Consider the following 26,301-nt stretch of genomic DNA (forward strand, 5'->3'; position numbering starts at 1 on the left):
GTGATTGTCGACAGAGCTAATCCAGGCATGGCTAAGGAAATAACCAGTTTGGCTCAATCCAGCCTAGATGCTGCAACAGTGACCCAGGCAGCAACCAGGCTGAATACAGACAAAGCGCAGATGTTGTTTAGCTGCTTCGCACTGGTGTATGCCAGATATTACCAGATGTCACCAGCGAGGATGCGATATGTAGATAATGCTGACGCTGATTTAGCAGGTAATACCGAAAGAGTATGTGATTTACACCTTGACCCCATGATGACTGTGCAGCAATGGCACGATTATGTGTGTACACAGACAACAGGCGCACTTCCCGTGCCAACAGGCGCGTCAGAGAGTACAGATGCACTGTTGCCGGTTTTTCTTGTGACAGAGTCTGCCAAAGCAGACATTGAACGTCTGTCATTTACTTTGCTGTTAAACATGGCATCTGACACACACCTTGAGTGGTTTTATGATGCCCGGCAGATAGACCATCAAACTGTGGAGACGCTTGCTGACTGGCTAAGCTTTGTGGTTACAGAGGTCGCGATTGACCCAAATCAGTCTCTGAACGCTTTGGCTTATTATCATAAGACTTTGTCTCCCCCGGTTGCACAAACACCTCAAAGCATTGTCGATGTACTCGACCAAGTTTCTGAACACGCTCCCCGGACCCTTGCTGTGTGTGACAGTGATGAGCAAATCGATTATCGCACTTTAGTGACTCGCTCCTGTCACCTGGCGGCACAACTTAATGAGCAGGTTGATCCGGGTACTCGGGTCGGTGTGATGCTGCCCGGCTCAGTGTCTGCACTGGTGACACAGCTTGCGTTATGGCGCTTAGGCGCCACCTTTGTACCGCTTGACCCTGGTTATCCGGCACAAAGACTGGCACACATTATGACGGATGCAGACCTCAAATGTGTGCTCACAGATGCTACCAATGAGCACAAAGGTGCGCGCGATGGTGTGAAGTGCTATCGGTATGATGCTCTGATGGCACAGACGCATAGTAAGGTCTGGCATCCACCCGAGATAGACACCAGTTTGTCTGCTTATATTATTTATACTTCCGGGTCGACCGGTTTGCCCAAGGGCGTGCCGATAAGCTATGAAGCTTTTGCTGCGCACATTCATGCCATGTCTGAGCATTTGGCGTTATCGGATAAGGATGCCGTGTTGTCATTTGCATCTTTGAACGTAGATACCGCACTGGAGCAGATCTGGGTGGGACTGTGTGCCGGCGCAGCGGTGCATATTAAGGGCGAGCGGTTGTGGCGTCATCAGGAGTTGACCGATTACTTGTTGCAACAACAGATCACCTGTACCGACTTGCCGCCGGCGCTGGTCGCTGAACTGCTCAGTGAGCAAACGAACGAGATGGCGTTTTGGCAGCAAACCCGGTTGCATACTTTAGTACTGGGCGGAGAAACCCTGAACCCTCAGATTGTCCGTCGCTGGGAAGAGTTGGCGCTTTTCTCACGCTGTCGATTATTTAATGCCTATGGACCCACTGAAGCAACCATTACCTCCACCTGGCACCAGGTAACACCGGCTGATTTGTCGCGTGCCAGTATTCCCATTGGTAAGTTATGTGGGCCCAGAATTGCGTTAGTGGTTGACAGTGAAGGCCATGAACAGCCCCCTGGTGCCGTTGGGGAATTGTTATTGGCAGGACCCTGCCTGAGTTCAGGTTATCTGAATCGCGAAGCAGAAAACCACAGTAAGTTTATTCAATATCGTGGCATACGTTGGTACCGCAGTGGGGATTTAGTCAGACAAGGTCCCGATGGCGAGTTCTATTTCCTGGGACGTGCCGATGAGCAGGTCAAAGTACGGGGCTTTCGTGTCGAGCTGGGTGAGATTGACAGTCAACTGGCACGTCATGATCAGATCAGAAGCATTGCGGTGGTTGATGTTGTACAAGGGCAGAGTCAACAACTGGTTGCCTTCTATGTTGCGCAGGGAGAGCCGTCCACTGGCGAGGAACTCAGTGAATTTGCCGCATCTCGTCTGCCCGGGCACATGGTACCAAACCAGTTTGTCGCCCTGAGTGAATTACCTCTGCTGCCTAATGGGAAGGTCAATCGTCGTGCACTGCGAGATCATCGCTTGCCTGAACCTGTGGCCAGCGAAATCGTTGAGCCTCAGTCGCCATTACAAACACAACTTAGGAAAATCTGGGCGCAGGCATTTGAATTGCCTGAAGAAGCACTCAGTTGTGCTGCACACTTTTTTGCGCTGGGCGGACACTCCCTGATTGGTCTGCGTATACTCGGCGCCATTAGCGAACAGTTGATGGTAGACGTTGAGTTTCAAACCTTGCTTACTCATCCCACCATAGTGGATTTGGCAAACTACATTGAGCTCGACACTGCGTCATTGGCAAAGGAAGCGAACCCATTGCCCGCCATCTCGGTGCAACCTGATGCAGCAGCTGGTCCGGTGGTATCCTTTGCGCAGCAACAGATGTGGCTGGCCAGTCAGCACGAAGGCTTGGAGGAAAATGGACAACACAGCTATTTAGTGCCTCTGACACTGTCGCTTAGCGGCCCGCTGGAGATCCCGCGTTTGCAAGCTGCATTGGATCTGTGGCTGGCACATAACCCAATCTTACGCACTCGCCTGGTGATGGACGAAGACGGCCAGTTGCAGCCCCAGCTCGCAGACACTACGCAGCTGCCATTGCAACACATTGAACTGAGCCAGCTGGATGAAGCACAGCAGTCACAGCGCATTGCGCAGGTCCGTGCTGAGTTGGGCCGCGGACTGACACCAGCCAGTTCGCTGATGGTGAACGCCTGTTTGATTAGCGTGTCTGAGCAGCGCCACCTTTTATGTTGTGTGTTTCATCACATCGCAGTTGATGACTGGTCGGTCAATTTACTGTGCCAGCAACTCAGTGAGTTTTATCAGCATGCGGTTGAGCCTGGTGAGCGGGCAGGTTATGGGGATTATGCTCGCTGGCAAAAGCAACACTGGGAGGGCAGTGAGCAGGCGCAGGCCATGAGTCAGTATTGGCAGACGCAGTTAGAGTCGTTGCCGGCTCTGCATGGTATTGCCCTGGATAAACCACGCAGTCATTTGTCACTCAATGAGGAGCAATCACCCGCGGCAGGTATGGCACGAGTTGTGCTCCCACAGACTGTTGGGCAGCAATTGGCTGAATTTGCCAAGCGCCATGGCACCTCTGAATTTGTGGTATTGCAGAGTATGTTTGCGCTGGTGGTAAGCCTGTTTAGCCGTGAAGAAGACGTTGTGATTGGGTCACCCATGGCGAATCGTCAACAGCGCGCCACCCAGGATATGGTCGGATATTTTGTTAATCCGGTGGCTATTCGCAGTCAGGTCAATCGCCAGCAAACTCTGGCGCAGTTTATCGCCGGTCAGCACGACACCATCATGGCGGCAATGGCGCATCAGGCGTTTCCTTTTTCTCATTTGGTCGATACGCTTAATCCGCCACGCCAGGAACATGTTCATCCAATTTTTCAGATTCTATTTAACTTTCTGGGTAAGAACCCACATCGTGAACACTTTACACTGGGCGAGGTTGAAGCTCAGGTATTGACTGAGCAAGACACTCAGGCGAAGTTTGATCTGACCCTGGATATCTGGCAAAGCATGGATGACCAGCTCACCACCAGCCTTTACTATAACAGTGCTTTGTTTGACAGCACGACCGCGGAGTCAATTCTGTCGCAATTCTGTGAGGCCCTGAATCACTGGCTGACAGAGTCCGCCCAACCTCTGCATCAGTTAACAAACGCCCCTGTTCAGTCTGCCCGGGAAGTGCTGCTGACACTTGGTAAAGGGGTAGAATGTGAGCTGGATGAGTCTTTTGTGCAACGTCTGAATCGCCTCAGTGAACAGTGTGACGGCCGCCCGGCGCTGATTGACGATAATCGTTCTCTCAGTTACCGGGAGTTGGCACAACAGGCCCGTGCATTGGCTGGTTATCTGCAAAACAACGGGGTGGAGCAAGGTGATGCCATTGCCGTGATGATGCCTCGTTGTGTTGAGTATATTGTTGCTGTGTATGCCTGCCATTTATGTGGCGCAGCGTTTGTCCCTGTCGATACTCATTTCCCGGTTGAACGGATTAATAATATCGCCAGCCAGGCCGGTATCCGTTGGTTGTTGAGTGTATCGGAAGTTGCCAAGGCTCCGGATCTGGCATGTGAATTTATCGATGTACGAGTTGCGATGGCACAAGGGTTGAGCTGTCAGCCGGTAGTCAACCGTCCACAAGATACGGCCTATATGCTGTTTACGTCCGGTTCAACCGGCACGCCCAAAGGGGTTATCGTCACCCAGCGTAACTTAAGCTACTTTTTAACTACCAATGATACGGATACATTTGCGGCGCATGATCCTCGTAATGTACGGTGGGGCTGGCGCCTGGCGTTTGTCTTTGACGGCTCCATGCTGGGGCTGGGTGCTGTTGCCTCTGGTGCAACTGTGGTGCTGGCAGACGAAGCAACCTGTCAGGATCCTGAGCGTTATGCAGAGTTTTGTCGTCAGCATCAGTTGACTCACTGTTGTGTCACCCCTTCATTTTGTGAGCTATTTATCGAGCAATGGCCGGATGCTGCACAGATGCCAAATCTGGGGATGGGAGGGGAGTCGATTTCGCCGTCATTATGGGCGCGCCTCAATCAGATTGCCGCTCAAACCGGGTTGAGCATCATCAATTACTACGGTCCGACAGAAATTACGGTACATGCCACAAGTTGTGATATCAGCACATCGGCTTTGCCGAGCATCGGCAAGGTGGCAAGCAATGCGCAGATTTATCTGGTCGATGACTGCGGTGCCTTGTTACCTCGTGGCGCGATTGGTGAAATATGGGTTGCTGGTAGTGGTGTCACTGCCGGTTATCTCGACCAGCCGGCATTGACTGCGGAAAAATTCATTGAAAACCCCTTTGGTCCTGGCTTGGTTTATAAAACAGGCGATCTGGGGCGCTGGAATACACAAGGGCAGCTTACTTTTCAGGGACGCGCAGATACGCAATTAAAACTGCGTGGCTATCGAATTGAGCCCGGTGAAGTCGAATCAGTTATTGCTCAGCATGAGGCCGTGCAGCAAGCGTTTGTAACAGCGCACCGCCAGCAGCTGGTTGCTTATGTGGCAGTGGGTGACGTCGCTGAGGACGCACATGCTGAGCTGCAGCGTGCTTTACAGGTGAACCTGAATGCGCAGCTCCCTGCCTATATGGTGCCTACCCACTTTGTTTTTATACCTCAGCTGCCCTTGACTCTGAACGGCAAGGTCAACAAAAAAGCATTGCCGCTTCCTCAGGCGAGTGGCGCTGATGAGTATGTTGCACCGGGCAATGTTACTGAGGTGAAGCTCTGCGAAATGTGGGCAGAGGTTTTAACGCTGGACGCCTCGCAGATCAGTGTGCACAGCAACTTCTTTACGCTGGGTGGCCACTCCTTACTGGCAACCAAGCTGATCAGCATGATCAAGAAAGTGTTTGGCTATCCGCTGACAATGACACAGCTGTTTGCCAATCCAAACATTGCCGCGCTGGCAGCCCTGCTGCCAGCGCCTCAGGCAGCCGACAGTGCAGTACGCAGTGAAATACAATTTGACCCCAATGCAGACGTCGTATTGTCATTTGCGCAGCAACAGATGTGGCTGGCCTGTGAAATGAGTGACAATCAGGCTGGGTACTTACTGCCACTACACCTGGCATTGCACGGCACAGTTGATGCTGCCCGACTTGATACAGCACTGGTTAGCCTGCTCACTCGCCATACCGTGTTGCGTACTTCCATTGAGCGCACCGGGCAGGGGATTGCTGCTCGGGTAAACCCGGTACCGGACAGGGTTTTAAGTCAGGTTGACTTGCGTGAGTACAATACCGCGCAACAGCAAGAGGCCATTGCTAAAGTGGCAGAGCAAGTGGTAACCACATTGACACCTGCCAGCGATCTTATGCTGCATGCCGTCTTGTTTACGCTGGGCACTGAACTGTATGAGCTGAGATTATGGTGCCATCATATCGCAGCGGATGGCTGGTCTGTCGAGCTGCTGGGTAATGAATTATCCGCTTTGTATATTGACCCCACAGCACAGCATGACGTGACGTTACAATACAGTGACTTTGCACGTTGGCAGCGTGAGCACTTTGCTGAGCAAGATGTGCTGCCGTCACTGCGTGAATACTGGCAGACGCAGCTCACCGATTTACCGAGTTTACACAGTTTGCCTATAGATGGCGCACCTGAGGGGGATCTGCATACCGCGCATACCTGTCGGGTGACACTTGATGAAAAGCAAAACCAGCAGCTGAAAGCATTTTCGGGTGCTCATGATGTTACCTCGTTTGCGACATTACAGAGCGCATTTGCGTTACTGCTGGCACAATTTGGCGCCGAGCAAGACGTGGTAATGGGTACGCCGATGGCGAATCGTCGTCATGAAGAAACTCAGGCACTGATTGGCTATTTCGTCAATTCAGTGGTGCTGCGCAGCGAGGTAGACTGGACAGACAGCTTCAGTACTATGCTTGTCCGACAAAAAGCCATGATCCTCGATGCGTATGAGCATCAGGAACTGCCATTTGAACAGCTGGTTGAACTCTTACAGCCGCAACGCGTGCATGGTCGTCATCCGCTTTTCCAGATCATGTTCAATTATTTATCCAGTGATGAACGTCTGACGTCGTTTGCCTTGCCGGGTGTCCGGGTGAGTACATTGCCCCCAGAGCAAAGCGCCGCTAAGTTTGATCTGTCACTGAACATCATAGAGCGCGACTCTGGTGCGTTGAGCATTGAAGTGGATTACGCCACGGATCTGTTCAGTGAGGCGATGATAAACAGCTTGCTGTCTCAGTTCGTGCATATTATCTCGGTATGTTGCGCCGCGCCTTCTGAGCCGCTCAATGCACTTGATTTACTGGCACCAGAGCAGATTCCAGTAGTGCGCGAGCAGCTGGGTCACGGGCCTGAGCAGACTGTGCAGTCGGTATTCATGCCACAGCGCTTGTCTGATCTGGCTGCCGCTCGTCCGGCGCACATTGCCGTGCACGATGCGCATGCTCAACTGAGTTATGCTGAACTGGATCATCAGGCCAGGCAGTATGCTGCGGGTCTTCAGCAGCTGGGTGTAAAGCCGGGTGATGCGCTGGCATTGTTGCTACCCAAAGATGTGCATTTGGTGGCATTGCTACAGGCAATTCATCTGTGTGGCGGCGTCTATATCCCGTTGGATGAAAGCTATCCGACTGAGCGGATAGACAACATCTGTCAGCAAGCCGATGTGCGCTTTATTATCAGTTGTGAGTCGTTGCAAACACTGTATCGGGGTGAACGTGTGGTCCACCAGCTGAAAACCCTCAGTGCTGATTATAACCGCTATCAGAGTGTGGATGTCTGTGCGCAAGATACCGCGTATATATTATTTACATCTGGCTCAACCGGTGAGCCAAAAGGGGTGCAGGTGAGCCATGGCAACCTGGCTCACTTTATTGGGGTGATGCAAGATACTGTACTCAATGGTCGTGATGTCAGTGACGTGTGCTGGGGCTGGCGTGCGCCGCTGGTCTTTGATGCCTCGGTGGTTGGCCTTGCTGCACTGGCACTGGGCGGACAGCTATGGATATGTGACAGAGAAACCAGCCGGGATCCAGTTAAATATGCGGCGTTCGTTCAGCAACAGGGTATCAATCTGACCTTTGCAACCCCCTCGTTTGCTCAGCTGATGCTCGATGCCTGGCCACAGGATAAGCCTATCCCGGATCTTGTGTTAGGCGGAGAGGCACTGGAGCAGCCCCTTTGGTCACAACTGGTCACTCTACGTGAACAGGGGCACCGGGCTTATAACGTCTATGGACCAACGGAAACAACGGTTTATGTGACCTGTACTGAGGTAACTGGCGACACAACGCATTTGGGACAAATCGTAGCCAGCACTCAGCTATATGTGCTCGACCCTTATCAACGTCTGCAGCCATTTGGTGCGAAAGGCGAACTTTACATCGCCGGTAGCGGCGTATCACAGGGATATTTGAATCGTGGTCAGCAAACCCGGGACAGCTTCCTCAGCAACCCGTTTGGGGCTGGAAAACTTTACCGCAGTGGCGATCTGGTGCGCTGGGATGAGGCTCACCGACTGGCGTACATGGGTCGGGCGGATGACCAAATCAAATTGCGCGGTTTGCGAATCGAATTGGGAGAGATCACTCGCTTGATGAGTAACAGCGGCCTGGTCAAACAGGCTTGCGTACAGGTTGTTGAACAGCATTTGGTTGCCTACTTTACGGCATCTGAAACAGCGGCAGGCGACCTTACTCGTCAACTTACACAACATCTGAGCGAAAAGTTGCCGGATTATATGGTGCCTTCACAATGTATTTTGCTGGATGAAATGCCATTGACCGTGAACGGTAAAGTGGATAAGCGCAGGTTACCCGCGCCAAATATCGTTGAGCATGTGTACCAGGGGCCGGCTAATGAAACAGAGCAACAACTGGTTGAGCTGTGGGGTCAGGTATTGGGCCGTAAAGCCGGTGAAATCAGTACAACGGCCAATTTCTTTGCGCTGGGCGGACATTCTTTACTGGCAGCAAAGTTGATCACCCTGATCAATGGGGCATTTGGGGGCGACTGGTCACTGGCGAGTGTCTTTAAGTATGCAAGCGTTCAGGCTCAGGCAGAGATGATAGCGCAGCACACGCAGATTACCCACAGTGTTGAAATTACGCGCTCACATAATGATGAACCTGTGCTGTCTATGGCACAGCGCCAGATGTGGCTGGCCTGTGAGATGAGTGACGCTCAGGCGGGTTACTATATCCCGCTTTATCTGCGCTTTGAAACTTGTCCGGATCCTGAACGTCTGGACCGAGCCTTATGTGCTTTACTTGAGCACAATCCGGTACTGAGAACCTCAGTGGTTCAGCAAGATAATGAACTGACAGCAAAACTTAATGCCCAGCCTGATAGCCTACTGACGTTTGATGATCTGTCAGAGTGTGAGACAGAGCAACGTGACACTGCACTGGCTAACAGTTTTGCGCAACTTCATGAGGGTCTTACGCCGCAAAGTCCGCTGATGCTGCGCGCGAAACTGATCACTCTGGGCGCTCAAGAGTACGTTCTGGCGCTGTGTATTCATCATATCGCGGCGGATGGCTGGTCCATGGGACTGATCCTGGAGCAGCTGGATCACTTTTATCGTACTGGGCACGCTGATGAGTCTGACCTGCCTCTATATCATGACTATGCACGCTGGCAGCAAGCACGGTTCGAAGATCCTGTTCATATGGATAAGCTGGCGAAGTACTGGCAACAGCAGCTGGCAGACTTACCACTGCATCATGAGCTGGCACTGGATAATCCGCGTCCGGTTGATGCCAGCTATCGAGCGCAGACTCTGAACAGACGCATTCCTAAGAAGCAGGTGAGTGCAATCCGCGAATTTGCTCAGCAGCAGCAAACCACCCCATTTGTGGTGTTGCAGAGTGCTTTCTCCTGGGTTTTATCGCTGTTCAGTGGTGAACAAGATATTGTGATGGGTACGCCAATGGCAAACCGTCAGCAGGCGAGCTGTGAACACATGATTGGCTATTTTGTAAATAGTGTTGTGTTGCGTGCGCAGGTATCTCCTCAACTGAGTTTTAACGACCTGGTCAAAGCGCAAAATAGTACCTTCCTGAGCGCTTATGAACATCAGGCCTTCCCGTTTGAGACACTGGTAGAAACCTTAAATCCGGAGCGGGTTGCGCATCTTCACCCGTTGTTCCAGATTATGTTCAGCTATCTGACGGCTGAACACAGTGCGGCAATTTCTCTGGGAGAGCTTGGCTGTGAAACGCTGGAAGAGCCAAACAGCTTTGCTAAATTTGACCTGACGCTCAATGCAACAGAGCAGCAAAATGGCGATATCCTGCTGGAAATTGACTTCAGTACAGACATCTTTGAGGCCGCGACAGCACAAGCCCTGCTGACCTGTCTGAGCGATGGACTCAGCAACTTACTGGCTCACAGCAGTACGCCATTCGAATCTTTGCCCGCACTGGTTGATGACACTCAGCGGCGTGCCATTGAGGCACTGGGTAAAGGAGCGTCTTGCCAGTACGAGGCGGATTTGCGCACTATGCTCGAAGCGCGTGTTGCCCGAAGCCCTGATCATATCGTCATTGAAGAGGGCGAGTTGACGCTGACTTACAGTCAGCTACAAACGCGCGCCACACAGTTGGCAGGGTATTTACAATCTCTGGGTGTCCAGCCTGGTGATAATCTGGGACTATTATTGCCGCGTAGCGCAGATGCGCTTGTGGCTATTTATGCAACCCAGCTGTGTGGCGCGACTTTTGTGCCGCTGGCGCTGGATTACCCTCGTGCCCGGGTTGAGAAAATAGCTGAACAGGCACAGATCCGTCTGTTACTGGTTCAGCACCCGGATGCAGGGCAGGCATTTGAGGGAATAGCCGAGATTGTCAGCCTGCAAACTATTCCATCTGGCTGCGACTACCGGGTGCCAGAGCGATATGCACAGATGGCGTATTTGCTCTTTACATCCGGCTCTACCGGCGAGCCCAAAGGCGTGTGTATCAGTCAGCAAAATCTGGCGCATCTACTGACAAGCTGGACACAGCGGACCTTTGCAACGGCAGACATGGCCATGGTGCGCTGGGGCTGGCGTGCTCCTTTAGTGTTTGATGCGTCTATGTTTGGCCTGGCCATAGTGGCATTTGGCGGGTGTCTGGTCATTGCTGACCATGAAACGGGTCGTGACCCCTATGCCTTCATGCAGTTCTGTCAGGCTCACGATATTAACTACAGCTTTGCCACGCCTTCTTTTGCGGAGCAAATGCTGGAGTGTCATGAACAAGAGATGCCATCGCTGATGCTCGGTGGTGAAGCGCTGAATCGTAAACTCTGGTGCCAGCTCAGTGAGTACAGTGAGCAACATGGTCGCGTGTTCTTCAACGCCTATGGTCCGACGGAAACAACCGTCGAAGTAACTCAGACTGAGGTCACAGGCACCCATCCTCATCTCGGTGGTCCGATAGCCAATACCCAGCTTTACGTACTGGACGCTCAGCAGCGTTGTGTTCCTGTCGGGGCCAAAGGGGAGTTGTATATTGCCGGTGCGGGCGTTGCTGAGGGATACCTCAACAATCCGGCACAGAGTGAAAAAGCCTTTATTAACAATCCATTTGGTTCAGGTTTGCTGTATCGCAGTGGCGATTTGGTGCGCTGGGATCATGATGGCAATCTGGAATTCTTTGGTCGTATCGATCAGCAGGTCAAATTGCGTGGATTCCGTATCGAACTGGGCGAGATTGAAACGGTACTCAGTCGCAGCGAAGCTGTAGCTCAAGTGGTCTTAACGGTGCAGGGCTCGCACCTGGTTGCCTATTTTGTCTCGGCAGGCGCATTGAGCGAGCAGGACATTACGGCGCGTTTGCGGGCACTGGCTCAGCAAGCTCTGCCTGACTATATGCAGCCAAGTTACTATGTTCAGATTGAGCAGGTGCCGTATGCCGTAAGCGGAAAAATTAACCTGCGGGCACTGCCTGCGATCAGTGTCGAGCAGGCGCATTATGAGGCGCCGGCAACATATCTGGAGTCGCAGCTGCAAACGCTGTGGGCTGAAATTCTCGCACTGGATGTTGGCCAGATAAGCGTTGAGGCCAATTTCTTCGCGCTGGGGGGCCACTCTCTGGCGGCGAGCAAACTGGTTGCCCGGGTGAAGCAAACCCAGCCATGCACATTGAACGTATCTGATGTGTTTAAAATGCCGACCATTCGGGCACTGGCACGTGCGCTGACGTCGCAACGGCAGCTGCCTCAGGATCAGCCTTTGGTGAAGACGCTGCGTCCGGAGCGACTGCCATTAAGCGATGCGCAGCAGCGATTGTGGTTGGTTGATCAGATGGAAGGGCGCAGTGCTCAGTACAACATGCCATTCGCATTTGATTATCATGGTGTGCTTGATTTAACGACGCTGACACAGGCATTGACGGCGCTGGTCGAGCGCCATGAAGTGCTGCGCACCTGCTTGCGTCGGGACGAGCTGGGGCCTTACCAGTATATCCAGGAGGTCAGTGCATTTGAGCCACAAGTACTCGATGCCAGTGATTACAGTACAGAGGAATTTGCCGGTCTGCTTGAGCAGTTGGCGGTGACCCCGTTTGACTTGGAGCAGGATGTGCTGCTGCGTGCACATGTCTTTATCCGTGGTGATGATCATTACACCCTGCTACTCAACTTCCATCATGTGGCGATGGATGGTTCGGGCATGGAGATATTCATTGCTGAGCTGGATGCGCTGTATAGCCACAGGGGAGACAGCGAACGCCTGAAGCCGCTGGCACTGCAATATGCCGATTATGCGCTGTGGGAGCATCAGGGTCGTCACCCCGAAAATCTGGCCGCACAGCGGACCTACTGGCATCAGCAGCTGGCACAGTTACCGCCTGTGCATGAGCTGCCGCTGGATAAGCCGCGCCCTCAGGAAATGACCCACAGTGGTCAGGTGGTGTTCAATCAGCTTAGCGAACAATGCAGCGAGACATTAAAAGCCTACTGCGAACGTCAGGGGGTCAGTACTTTTATGGCGATGCATGGCTTACTCAGCGCACTATTGAGTAAGTTCAGTGGCAGTCGCGACATTGTTATCGGTACGCCTGTGGCCAATCGTGAACAGTTGGAAACGCAGCGCATGTTAGGCTTCTTTGCCAATACTCTGGTCCTGCGTATGGACACAGATCTGTCCATGTCATTTGCACAATTGCTGGCACAAAGCCGCGACACTGCACTGGCTGCGTTTGATAATCAAAGCGTGTCTTTTGAAACCCTGGTGGCAGATTTGCAAGAGGCGCGTCACAATCGTTATAACCCTCTGTTCCAGATCCTGTTGGTGGTTCAGAGTCAGCACAATAGTGCCTGGTTACTGGATGGGGTCGAGCTGCGTGAGCACCCGGTTAACTTTGATCAGAGTAAATTTGACCTGACACTGTCGGTGGTTGAGCAAGCAGGACAGATCCGTCTCGACTGGGAATATAACAGTGACTTGTTCCACAAAGCGACCATAGAATCACTGGCACAGGCGTTTGTGGCTCTATGTGAACAAGCTTTGGCGACACCAGATGCACAGCTACTGTCTCTGCCGCTGAACGCTGAGGACACCTGTGACGCTGCAGACGTGGCGCACTTACCTCAGTCTGTCGCCGATGTCTTGCAGTTAAGCGCCCAGACTCAGCCCGGTGCCCTGGCGTTAGAATCAAGCGAGGTACAGCTAACTTATGGTGAGTTTGTGGCTCAATCCAGCCAGCTGGCGCGTTTACTGGCACAGCACGGGGTCAGGCAACATCAGGTTGTGGCGTTGACTTATGCGCGCACACCTGCCAGCTATCTGGCCATTGCGGCCCTGCTACAATTGGGCGCGGCGTATCTGCCTCTGGACCCTAAACTGCCAGAGCAGCGTCTGCGCTATATTCTGCAGCAAAGTGGCGTTGAACATGTGATAGACACCCGAGGCGACGCCAGCCTCGCAGAGCTAATCAACACGCTTGAATTAAACTGTCTGTCACTCACCTGGCCGGCGCTGCAGTCGCGACTGAAGGGGCTGGACGACAGCGTCTATCACAGTGAAGAGCCCATTCAGGGTGAAGACGCGGCCTATGTGATTTATACCTCAGGGACAACCGGTGAGCCTAAAGGGGTGGTGCAAACGCATCGTACTTTATGTCATCTGGCGGTTGCCCAGCAAAGCACGCATGGGCTCACTGGTGCGAAGCGAACTTTGCAGTTTACGCCTCTCACCTTTGACGTGTCAGTGCAGGAACTGATCACCAGCTGGTTCACACTCAGTCCGCTGGTACTGATGAACGAAGAAGAAAAAGACAATCTGGCGCAGCTGCCTCAGCTACTGAGTGCACGCAAAATCGAGCGTTTGTTCTGTCCACCAGCGGTACTTCAAATTCTGGCTGAAGAAGTGCTGGGTAACGACTATGATGCGGTGCCGGATGAGATCATTGTTGCCGGTGAAGCCTTGTATATCTCAGAGGCCATTGCGGCGCTGTTTACCCGCTACCCCAGCAAGCTCTGGAACCATTATGGTCCGACAGAGACCCATGTAGCCTGTGCGGAGTTTGTCGACGACTTTAGCCAGCCCGGTTTTGCCTTTATTGGTCTCCCTGTGGGCCAGTGTGGGCTGCATATTCTGGATCCCCATGGTCAGCCGGTGCCGCGAGGTGCCATCGGTGAGTTGCATGTCAGTGGCGCGCAGGTTGCTCTGGGTTACCTGGGCCGCGATGAGTTAACTGCGGAGCGTTTTTATACGCACGCCAGCGGGCAGCCTTGCTATAACACGGGCGACCGTGTCCGCTTCAATGGTAACGGTAAGCTGGAATATCTGGGTCGTAGTGACGATCAGGTTAAGATCCGTGGTTTCCGTGTTGAGCTGACTGAAATTGACCTGGCATTGCAGCAATGTAAGGGAGTTACTCAGGCACGTTGCTTTACCTTTACAGATAGTCAGGGGCAACAGCAGCTTGCCGCAGCCGTGGTGAGTGAGTCCGGTGAGGCAAATGAAGCGCTGCAAAGTACCCTGGTTCAGACGTTGGGCACGCAGTTGCCTGCCTATATGGTGCCAGAGCGCTATGCCTTTGTAGCGAGCCTGCCACTGACCCGCAATGGTAAGCTGGACAAGGCTCGCGTGCTCGAGCAACTGCAAAGCTCAGTCACTATGAATGAAGTGATTGTACCGGCCAGTACGCCGACAGAGACTTTCCTGGTCACTGTGTGGGCCGAATTGCTGAAACTGCGCGAAGCGCAGATCAGTATCGACAGTAACTTCTTTAAACTGGGCGGACATTCACTGCTGGCGACACGCTTGTTAATTGCCATTGAAAAAGCGTTCTCGCTTCAGCTGCCGTTGAAAGTCATTTTCAGTCACAGCACCATCAACAAACTGGCCGCACTGATTGATGATTCGCAGGCGACGGAGCAGTCCCTGAAACTGACTGCTGCAACTCAGGAAGGCCAGTGGTGTGCGCTGAGCTTTGCACAGGAAAGGCTGTGGTTTATGCAGCAACTTAACCCGGATGCTACCAGTTACCATATGCCGGCAGCCTATGTGTTTAAGGGGGAACTGGATGTCGTTGCGATGGAACAAGCGCTACACTGGCTTGTCGCCAGACAGGCCAGCCTGCGTACTCAGTTCCGGGTGTTTGCAGATGAAGGGGAACAACAGGTTGTACGTCAGCGCAGCCTGAGCCCGGCGCAGTTATCCTTTACCCTGACTCAGTGCACACTGAGCGACACAGAGACAGAAGCACACTTTAATGCCTTTAACGCCCGGCCGTTTGATTTGCAGGCGGGCGAGGTGATCCGTGCTGAGTTGTGTAAAGTGGCTGAGCAGCATCATATTTTGATGATTTGTATGCACCACATAGCAACCGATGGCGGATCGTTCGCGATTTTTGAGCAGGAACTGTTCAGCGCCTACAATGCTCATCGTGCCCAGACACCGCTTGAAGTTGCAGAGCCGGACCTTCAGTATCGTGATTTTGCTGCCTGGCAACGCGCGCCTGAGAATCTGGCCGCGCTGGAGCACAGCGAGCAGTACTGGCAAACACAGTTACAAGGTTTGCCAACTGTTCACAGCATTCCACTGGATAAGCCGCGCGACAGCACACAGTCATTTAAGGGTGGGTTCCACCATCACCAGCTTGACGGGGGACTCAGTGCACAAATTGATGCGCTGTCTGCAAATGAGCAGGCGTCGTCGTTTATGCTGTTGCATAGCGTGTTTGCCGCGCTGCTGGCTCGCTGGAGTAATGAGACGGATATTGTGGTTGGCACTCCGGTGTCTAACCGCAACGATGCCGCGTTGCAAAATGTGATTGGTTTGTTCTTAAATTCAGTGGTGTTGCGTCTGGATTTAAGTGACTCGCCGAGTTTGACGAACCTGCTGCAACAGGCAAAAACGCACCACCTGTCGGCGCATGAGCATGCCAACCTGCCATTTGAGCGGCTGGTGGAAGTGCTCAATCCGGAGCGTAACCTGCAACATGCACCACTATTCCAGGTGATGATTAATTTCGATGGTCATGACCAACCCGAACTGGCACTGGACGGACTGGACGTATCAGGGCTTGCGCTGGGCGAGTTCGATAACAAATATGATCTGACCCTGTATTTGTCGCGCCGTGAACGGGGATATGAACTGACCTGGGCGTACGATGCAAGGTTGTTTAAAGCCAGCACAATCAGCATGATTGCCGCTGAATTTGAACACCTGCTGGCTCTGGGCTGCAATAACCCGGAACAGCCGCTGCTGAGCCATGCCTGGAGCGACAACGCGGTGCTGCCGCAGCCTCTGGCTCTGCCATCGCAAAGTGACACCATACTGACTCAGTGGCAGCAGGTGGTGGCGATGTGTGCCGATAAGCCCGCGCTGATATCCGGTGAGCATCGCCTCACTTACCAGCAGCTGGATGCACAGGCCACACAAGTGGCGAACTTCCTTAGTACGCTGGGGGTTGAGCAGGGTGATCGGGTCGCTGTGTGTATGGCCCGGGCGTTGCCAAGGATTGTCGCCATTATGGCGGTGATTAAACTGGGTGCAATCTATGTCCCGGTTTCTACTGAGCTCCCTCAACAGCGCTGCGAATTTATGATTGATGAAGTTGGCTGTAAATGGGTACTCAGCAATGCGGGCAGTGAGGTCTTGGATTGGCAGATTGAAGCGCAGATTTGTGCCCTGGATGATAAGGAGTCTGCCAGCGCGATTGCTGCTCAACCAACAACGCCTTGCTATCAGGTTAGCCTGACACCCAATGATGGCGCCCATATCATCTTTACTTCTGGCTCAACGGGTAATCCAAAAGGGGTGCTGGGAACCCATGGCGCCACCCTGAACCGGGTTAACTGGATGGCACAAGCCTATCCATATCAGGATGATGAGCAGGCCTGTCATATTACATCGATGGCCTTTATCCGGGCGGTATGGGAATTGTTCACGCCGTTACTGCAAGGCGTTACGCTGCACCTGATAGACCGCGAACTGGTTAAGCAGGTACCTCAGTTGCTGCAGGCTCTGAGTGAGCAAGGGATCACCCGTATTGTTACGGCGCCGTCGTTGCTGAATATAGCCAATGAATATATGGCGCAAACGGGTTTCAGATTACCGGCGCTGAACTACTGGTTTGTCAGCGGTGAGCCGCTGGCGACGGCACTGGCCCGTCAGGTATTGCCTACACTGGGCGATACTCAGCTGGTGAATCTCTATGGCTCCACTGAGGTGATGTCAGATGTCACTCATTACGTTGTCACTGATACTTCGCTTACCGATACCTTATATGCGCCTATTGGGGCTGCGATAGCCAATACCCAGGTGGTATTGTTGGATGCCAACCACAATCCGGTGCCACAGGGCGCGGTGGGTGAAATTGTGATCACAGGCCACGGTCTGGCAACTGGCTATTTTAATCGTCCGGAGCAAACAGCTGGTGCCTTTATTGAAACTCCAATTGGCCGGGCTTATGCGACGGGCGATCTGGGTCGGGTTGATGAGGCAGGTCGTTTGCATTGTCTTGGCCGTAAAGATTATCAGATTAAGATCCGGGGTTACCGTATTGAAATCGGTGAGATAGAAGCGCAGCTTGCGCGTCACAGTGATGTCCAGAATGCCATTGTCATTTATGTGCCAGAGCAGCAGAGCCTGCAGGCGTATCTGCTGACCCAGGTACCTGCCTGTCAGCAATCGGCTCTGCTGCAGGCAATCAAAGTGCAGCTGGCTCAGACCCTGCCTGATTACATGCTGCCAGATGCCTTTATGTGTGTCAGCAGCTTTGCCTATCGACCCAATGGTAAGGTTGACCGCAGCCGCTTACCGGCATTTGATGTGGCTGTGAAGGATGAGTATGTCGCTCCGGCTACGCCAACAGAGCAACGGCTGCAGGCTGTCTGGCAACGTTTGCTGGACAAAGAGTCGATTAGTACCGAAGCCAACTTCTTCCACCTTGGAGGTCATTCATTACTGGCTACGCGTCTGGTGACGGCCATCATTGCTGAGTTTAACGTGGAGCTGGCGGTTAAATCCGTATTCAGTGCCAACACCATTGCCAAGCAGGCCCTGCTGATAGACAGCAGTGAGCAGCTTTCAGTGGGTGCTCAGTTGAGCGTTCAGGCGCGTCCTGCTGAAGGGGCTCCGCTGTCTTATGCGCAGCAGCGCATGTGGTTTATCAACCAGCTGGAAGGCAACAGCGGCAACTACAATATCCCGATGGTGTATGCGATCCGCGGTGAGGTGGATGTCAGTCTCATGGAGCTGGCTTTTGCTCAGCTGCTGACGCGTCACGAAGTGTTGCGCAGCCAATTTGTCAACCATGACGGAGAGGCGCGACAAATTGCCCATGATGGCAGTCATTTCAGGTTGGATTATCGTGACCTGAGTGCCTTGCCTGATGCACAGAAACAGCAGCAGCTGGCCCTGGCAACAACGCAGGCAGCCACTCTGGCGATTGAATTAAGTTGTGACCCTATGTTGCATGTCACCTTGATCAAAGAGCAGGAATGTTGCTTTAAACTGTTGCTGACGGTACATCATATTGTAGCTGACGGTTGGTCTATGGGCCTGATCACCAATGAGTTTATTCGTCTTTACGAAGCGCTGGTTGAAGGGCGTGAGGCCGTATTGCCAACACTGAGTGTGCAGTACGCTGACTTTGCAATGTGGCAGCGAAGCTGGTTGCAGGGGGCACAGCTGGAACAACAGGTTGGCTTCTGGCAACAGGCTCTGGCAGGGATCCCCGCGGTGCATGAGTTGCCGACCGACCAGCCTCGTCCGGCAAAACAGAGTTATCGCGGTGCCTGGCATGAGTCTCAGCTCAGTCATGCACAGCTTGATCAGTTACAGTCTCTGGCTCAGCAAACAGACAGCACACTGTACATGGTGTTGCAGTCTATGTTCAGCGTACTACTGCACAAACTGAGTCATCAGGATGACATTGTGCTGGGTACACCGGTGGCGAACCGCCGTCGTGAAGAGCTGGTGGACCTGGTGGGCTTTTTCGTGAACACTCTGGTCATGCGTACTCAGTTTGAGGCGCAGGATGGCTTTATGGATGTGCTGGCTCGTTCCAAGGCTTATATGCTTGAGGCGCAGACCCATCAGGATGTGCCTTTCGAAGCACTGGTTGAAAGTCTGGCACCGGAGCGTAGTCTGGCGTACAGCCCGCTGTTCCAGATCATGTTTGTACTGCACAACAACCAGGCGGTTGAGCTGGACAACAGCGCCTTCGAAATTGATATTGAGCGTAGCAAAGCGGCACTGGCTAAGTTCGACCTTACCTTGACGGCGATGGAAAATGAGTCGGGTCTGGGCCTGTCCTGGGAGTACAATACCGATCTGTTCAGCGCGCAGCGGATCGCCCGGTTTGATGCGGCGCTGCACCGTTTAATTGACTTGCTACTGGATACGCCACAACAACGTATTGCGGATATCTCGCTGGCTACCCCAGCGCAAGGTCAGCTGACAACTGCCGCTGTTGAAGTGACGCCGCAGTCACAGGTTATACCTTTATTTATGGCCGCTGCGGAGCAATATGCGCAACACGGTGCGCTGAGTTTCCAGGGGACACACCTGACCTATCAGCAACTTGCTGAGCGGGTTGAGCATCTCAGCGGCACTTTGTTCGAGCAAGGGGTTGAGCCTGGCAGTGAAGTCATAGTGATGGTCCCTCGGGGGATCAATGCGGTGCTGGCGATGCTGGCAGTCTGGCGTCTGGGCGCAGTATACATGCCCGTTGACAGTCAATGGCCTCAGGCTCGTATCGACACCATTTGCCACGACAATGAGGTGACTTTTGCGCTGATCAGCAACAGCACGCCATCAGCGCAGCACCCTGACGTCGCCCGGGTACTGGAAATTGAAGCCTTATTGACCAGTACAGTGGCAGCAAGCGCACCTCACTGGCAGGGGGATGTGGATGATGCGGCGTATGTGATCCATACCTCGGGCTCAACGGGTAAGCCCAAAGGGGTCGTGGTGCCTCATCGTACACTGGCAAACCTGCTGGCGTTCCAGCGCCGCGACAACAGTGTGCTGTCTGCACCGGCAAAAACGCTGCAGTTTGCTTCACTGAACTTTGATGTGTCTGTGCAGGAGATCTGCACGGCACTGACCACAGGCGTTGAGCTGGTGGTAGTCGATCAGCATACCCGTACCGATATGGCGGCATTGCTGGATGTGATTGCCACACAGCAAGTCGCCCGGATATTTGTGCCATTTGCCGTTTTGCAGGTGATGTGCAGTGAGGCGCTGGCATCTGGTGTCTCACTGGATGCGCTGCGTGAGATTGTGACAGCCGGTGAGCAGCTGCAGATCAGTGCTGATATTACCCGCTTCTTCAATCAGTATCCGAATTGCACGCTGATTAACCATTACGGTCCGTCTGAAACCCATGTTGTGACCGAGTATGTACTCCGGGGAGACCCGGCTCAGTGGCCGCAGCTGCCACCAATTGGTCAGCTACTGCCGGGTAATGAAGCATGCCTGCTGGATAAGCATCTTCAGCCTGTGTTGCCCGGGTGCGTGGGTGAGTTATTTATCAGCGGTGTGAACGTGGCGCTGGGTTATCTGAATAATCCGGTACTGACCAATGAGCGCTTTGTCGAGATGGCAGAGGGCAAACGCTGGTATCGCACCGGAGATCTGGTGCAGCTCGATGAGCAGGGCCAGTTGCGCTATGTTGGCCGCAGCGACACCCAGGTTAAGCTGCGCGGGTTCCGTATTGAGTTGGGCGAAATTGAAACCCTGCTGAACCAATGCCCGGGCGTGAGTGAAGCCCTGGTGACGGTACACCAGCAAAGCCGTTTAATTGCTTACTATGTGACGGATAAGCCTTGTGATGAAGCACTAAAGGCGGCATTGCAAGGTGCTTTACCAGATTATATGTGCCCGGAGCTTTACTATCACCTTGAGCGACTGCCGCTTACCGATAATGGTAAAGTCGACAGACGTGCGCTACCACAGCCTGATGCTCAGCAGCAGGCGCAGTATACGCCACCCCAGACGCCAACCGAGCAAACACTGGCGCAGATCTGGCAACAGTTGCTGTCAGTAGAGCAAGTGGGCAAAGGGGACAACTTCTTTACTCTGGGCGGGCATTCTCTGCTGGCAATGCGCCTGGTGACTCAGGTTAAGCAGAGCTTTGCCATCGAGTTTGGGGTTAAGCAGGTATTCGAGACTCCGACTCTGGACAGCATGGCATTGGCCATAGATGCGGCTGCACACAGTGAGCTGGGGCAGATAAATGCAGTATCCAACCCGGATGCCTGTTATCCCTTGTCCTATGCGCAAAGTCGCCTATGGTTTATCGACCAGCTGGAGCAGGGCAGCAGCAACTACAATGTACCGGCGAATTATCGCCTTCGTGGTGCCCTTAAAGTGACCGCACTGCAAGCCGCTTTTGCCGCCCTGAGTGACCGTCATCATATCCTGCGTACAGTTTACGAGCAGGGCACAGACGGGCCTGTCCAGCGCATTACACAGCGACAAGCTCAGCTCACCCTGCGTGATTTGAGTGGTCTGTCTGATCCGCAACAGGCACTGGACACTGCGCTTCGCGAGTTGTCTGCGACCTGCTTTGACCTGGCTGCAGATCTGCCCGTACAGGCGGTGTTATATAAAGTGGCCACACAGGAGTATGTTCTGGCGCTGGTGATCCACCATATTGCCGTTGATGGCTGGTCATTTGCAGTGATTGAGCGCGAGTTGTTCGCTCATTATGAGCAGCTGTGTGCCGATCAGATGCCGGATGCAGAGCCATTAGCCATTCAGTATAAAGACTTTGCCCAATGGCAACATCAGGATGCGCAGCAACAGGCGCTGAGTCGCTCAGAGCAGTACTGGAAAGAGGCGCTTAACGGCGCACCTAAACTGCACAGCTTGCCGCTGGATAAGCCTCGACCTCAGGTACAGAGCTTTAGCGGGGCACGGTTTATTACCGAGTTGGATAGTGATGTCAGTGCGATGCTCAATACGCTGGCACTGGATCAGGGGTGCTCATTATTTATGGTGCTGGAGTCGCTCTTTGCGGCGTTGCTGGCCCGTTACAGTGGCACGGACGACATCATGATAGGCACACCCGTTGCCGGACGTGAACGACCTGAAATCGAACCTTTGGTTGGCTTTTTCGTCAATACTGTGGTGCTGCGTAACCGTCTGGCATTATCACAGGGCTTTGTTGAGAACCTCAGAGGTACCAGCACGATGATCCTGGATGCCTTTGAGCATCAGGCCATGCCGTTTGAGCGCCTGGTGGAAGTGCTTCAGCCAGAACGTAGCCTGAGTCACTCGCCGCTTTTCCAGATCCTGTTTGCACTTCAGAACAATGAATTTGACGAATTGCAGGTCGCTGATCTGGCGGTTGAACCTATGGGATATGACAGGGACACCAGTAAGTTTGACCTTAAGTTGTCGACCATAGAGCAACCCGAGGGCGGCGTAGTGCTGGCCTGGGAATATAACCTGGACTTGTTCAGCGAGCAGAGCATACAACGTATGGCACGCAGTTTTGCCACGCTGGCCCGGGCGGTTGTGAACCAGCCCCATACTCCGTTGGCACAACTGGACGTGATCGACCCGCTGGCACATGCAGAGCTTGCCGCTTGGAATGATACCCGCCATCAGTTTACTGAGCAGGTGCCCTTCCATGACTGGTTCAGTGCCCAGACTAAGGCGACACCTAATGCGATTGCTATTCGTCAGGGCGCTGCGCAGATAGACTATCAGCAACTGGATGCTTTGGTTAATCAATGGGCACATTTGTTGATTGCACAGGGCGTGAAACCGGGTGATGTGGTTGCGCTGAGTCTGGATAAATCGATTACGCTGATTGCCTGCATGCTGGCGGTATTAAAAGCCGGCGGTGCCTATCTGCCCGTTGACCCTGAGTATCCGCAGTCACGGATTGACTACCTGGTTGCTGATTCCGGGGCTGTTTGTGTGATCACATCACACTCTGACAGCGAGAAGTTCCCGGCACTGGCAACACGCTGCTTAGTTGACTGTCCGCACTGGCAGGCTCAGCTGAACGCCTGTGAGACTGTCGCACCTGATGTCGTCGTGTCGTCACTGATGCCTGCCTATGTCATTTATACCTCAGGTTCTACCGGTCAGCCAAAGGGCGTCATGATCAGTCACGCCAATATTGCCAATTATCTGGCTCAGGCGTTAGACACTTATTTTGTGTCGGAACTGGAAGGGTCAGTACTGATGAGCTCGGTCAGTTTCGACGGTACTATCCCGAATATTTACCTGCCGTTACTGCGGGGTAAAACAGTCCATATCGCTGACAATGATAACCTGTATCTCAGTGCCGCGCAGATCCTGACAGACAGTGACGTGCCGCTGTACATTAAGGTGACGCCGACTCAGATAGAGGTTTTGCTGTCTCAGTTAAGTGCGCCAGTAGCTCAGCCACACACACTGATGATGGGGGGTGAGGAGTTCACGGTGCAAACCTATGAACGGATCCGTGCTTTATTACCTGAGGCCCGCATCTACAACCACTATGGTCCGACTGAAACCACCATTGGCTGTACCTTTAACTTTGTTGCAGAGCCGCCACAGGGGGCCGCGATTGCCCTGGGTAAACCTATTCACAATACTCGTTTGTATGTACTGGATGAGCAACAGGCGCTTGCACCTGTTGGCGCTGTGGGCGAATTGTATATTGCGGGTGAAGGGGTCACGCTGGGCTACCTTGGTGCTGCCGCTGAGCAGACCGGGAGTCGTTACCTGCCAGAATATGGTAATCCGGGTGGACGTATGTACCGCACGGGCGACCAGGTGCGCTGGCTCAATGACGGTACGATCCTGTACTTTGGTCGTAATGACGGACAGGTGAAACTCAACGGTTACCGGATTGAAACTGCAGAGATTGAATCCTGTCTGCAGCGCCTTGATGGGGTTGAACAAAGCTGTGTGGTGATTAGGCAAGATGCGCAGCAGCAGGCTATTTTGGTGGCATATTATTGTGCATCGCAGACGCTCGACAGTCAGACACTACAGACTCAGCTCAGTGCTTTGTTGCCTGAATACATGGTGCCTAAAGCCTGGATGCAGCTTGATGCCTTGCCACTGAATATGAGTGGTAAAGTCGACCGTAAAGCACTGCCTCAGCCTAGCTGGCAATCAGAGGTGGCTTATCGCTCACCTGAAACGCCATTGCAGCAGCAGCTAGCAAAGATCTGGCAGTCATTGCTGGGCCAGGCACAAGTTGGCCTTGACGATAGCTTCTTTGCACTGGGCGGGCATTCATTGTTGGCCATTCAGCTGGTCTCGCGGATCCGGGATGAGCTGACGCTGGAAGTGCCGGTCAGGACCATTTTTGAAGCACCAAAACTGGCGCAGTTCTGCGAGCGACTCAGTGCAATGAGTGCAGTTTCAGGCATGACCGAGATCCAGGTGCTGGCAGATAACAGCCCGTCTGTGGTGTCTTATGCACAGCAGCGTCTGTTGTTTATTGCCAAGTCCAACCCTGAGTCCGGGCTGTATAATATGCCTTATCCGTATGACATCTCAGGGCCGCTGGATCTGACTATGTTCAGGGCTGCGCTAGATATAATCGTGACACGTCAGCACAGCTTACGTACACGTTTTGTGCTGGGCGAGACACTATTACAGTATTGCACGGAACATACTCAGGTTGTCCTTGAGCTGGCAGAGTTGGAAGGGGATGCACAAAGTATCGCTGACTGGGTGAACGAAACTTCGACCCGCGCGTTTGACCTGCAAGGAGACAGCTTGTTCCGGGTACATGTCGCTACCCTGGGGGCTGAGCGCCACATGGTGAACTTTGTTTTCCATCATGTGATTTGTGATGGCTGGTCAATCGGACGCTTCTGGCAGGAGCTCAGTTATCTCTATACCGCGCTGGTACGTGGTGAACAACTGCAGTTACCTGAACTAAAAGTGCAGTATCGGGATTATGCCGCCTGGCAGCGCGGCTGGTTCAGTGGTGAAGTGCTTGAACAGCAAAGTGGCTATTGGCAACAACAGCTGCAGGATATCCCGGCGGTACACAGTTTGCCGCTGGATTTTGCCAGACCGAAAACCCAGTCGCACCGTGGGCACTTTATTGGTACTGAACTGGATCAGCAGACCCTGACAGGGCTTAAAGCGCTTACGCAACGTCATGGTGCAACCTTGTTTATGACGTTACAAACCGCCTTTGCAGCACTGCTAAGCAGCTGGAGCAATGAAACTGATATTGTGATGGGAACCGTGGTGGCAAACCGCACCCAGCGAGATGTTGAAGCTCTGATCGGGTTCTTCGTCAATACCCTGGTGCTGCGCAACCGCTTTGATGACAACCCGAGTTTTGAGCAGGCGTTGCGCGACTCCAAGCAAATGCACCTGGATGCTCAGTCGCATCAGGATATGCCGTTTGAATTGCTGGTAGAACAACTGCAGCCAGAACGCAGCACGGCTTATCATCCGTTGTTCCAGGTGCTCTTTGTGCTACAAAACAACCAGTCGGCGGATTATAGTCTGGACCAGCTGGTGGTAGAGGACTATCAACGCTCGGCTGAGTCAGATGTGAAGTTTGATTTGTCACTGACAGCCCATGAATCTGATACCGGTCTGTACTTCACCTGGGGTTACTGCCGTGATTTGTTTGCTCAGCAGAGCATAGAAATCGCCGCTGAGGCCTTCAACCGCTTACTTAAAGGGATAGTCGATGCGCCACAGCTGGCATTGTCACAGCATACGCTCAGCGATGAGCCGATTGCTGAGGCAATTTGTCACTCGTCGCAAGGACCACAATCCATCGCAGCGGCGATCCGCGCCTTTGCGCTGGAGGATGCCGGACATACTGCGGTGTTCTATGCACAGGAGCAGCTCAGTTATGGCGCACTTATCGAGCAGGCCGACGCACTGATGCAACGCCTGGCGGCGCAAGGCGTGAGTCATGGCGACAAGGTAGCGGTGATGTTTGACCGCTCGCTTGAGCTGGTGGTCGCGCAGCTGGCCATTATGCAGCTGGGCGCAGCGTATGTGCCACTTGACCCGAACGCCCCCATGGACCGGCTGAGCTACATTGTAGACAACGCACAATGTTGTATGTTGCTGAAAGCCTCACACTTTGAGGTTGAACTGCCGTGTCCGGCTTACACTGCGGCACAACTTCCAGAGGCCCACGGCCCGGCTGTATCTGTGGTCGAAAACCACCCGGATGATCTCGCTTATATTATCTATACCTCAGGTACCACAGGGCGTCCGAAAGGGGTGAAGATCAGCCAGGGATCGATTTTCTCTATGCTGACCCAGCTGGAATTC

Annotated in this window: 1 protein-coding gene (cut by a window edge); it reads left to right on the forward strand. The window is 53.3% G+C overall.

Features of this window, described 5'->3' with window-relative positions:
• Positions 1-26,301: the 5' portion of a non-ribosomal peptide synthase/polyketide synthase gene (locus NH568_RS00065; RefSeq protein WP_253043524.1), read on the forward strand. It continues 1,236 nt past the right edge of the window; the window shows 26,301 of its 27,537 coding nt (coding positions 1-26,301); its start codon is at positions 1-3; its stop codon lies beyond the right edge, outside the window.

The organism is Pseudoalteromonas sp. XMcav2-N, from assembly GCF_024124545.1.
Taxonomy (GTDB): Bacteria; Pseudomonadota; Gammaproteobacteria; order Enterobacterales; family Alteromonadaceae; genus Pseudoalteromonas.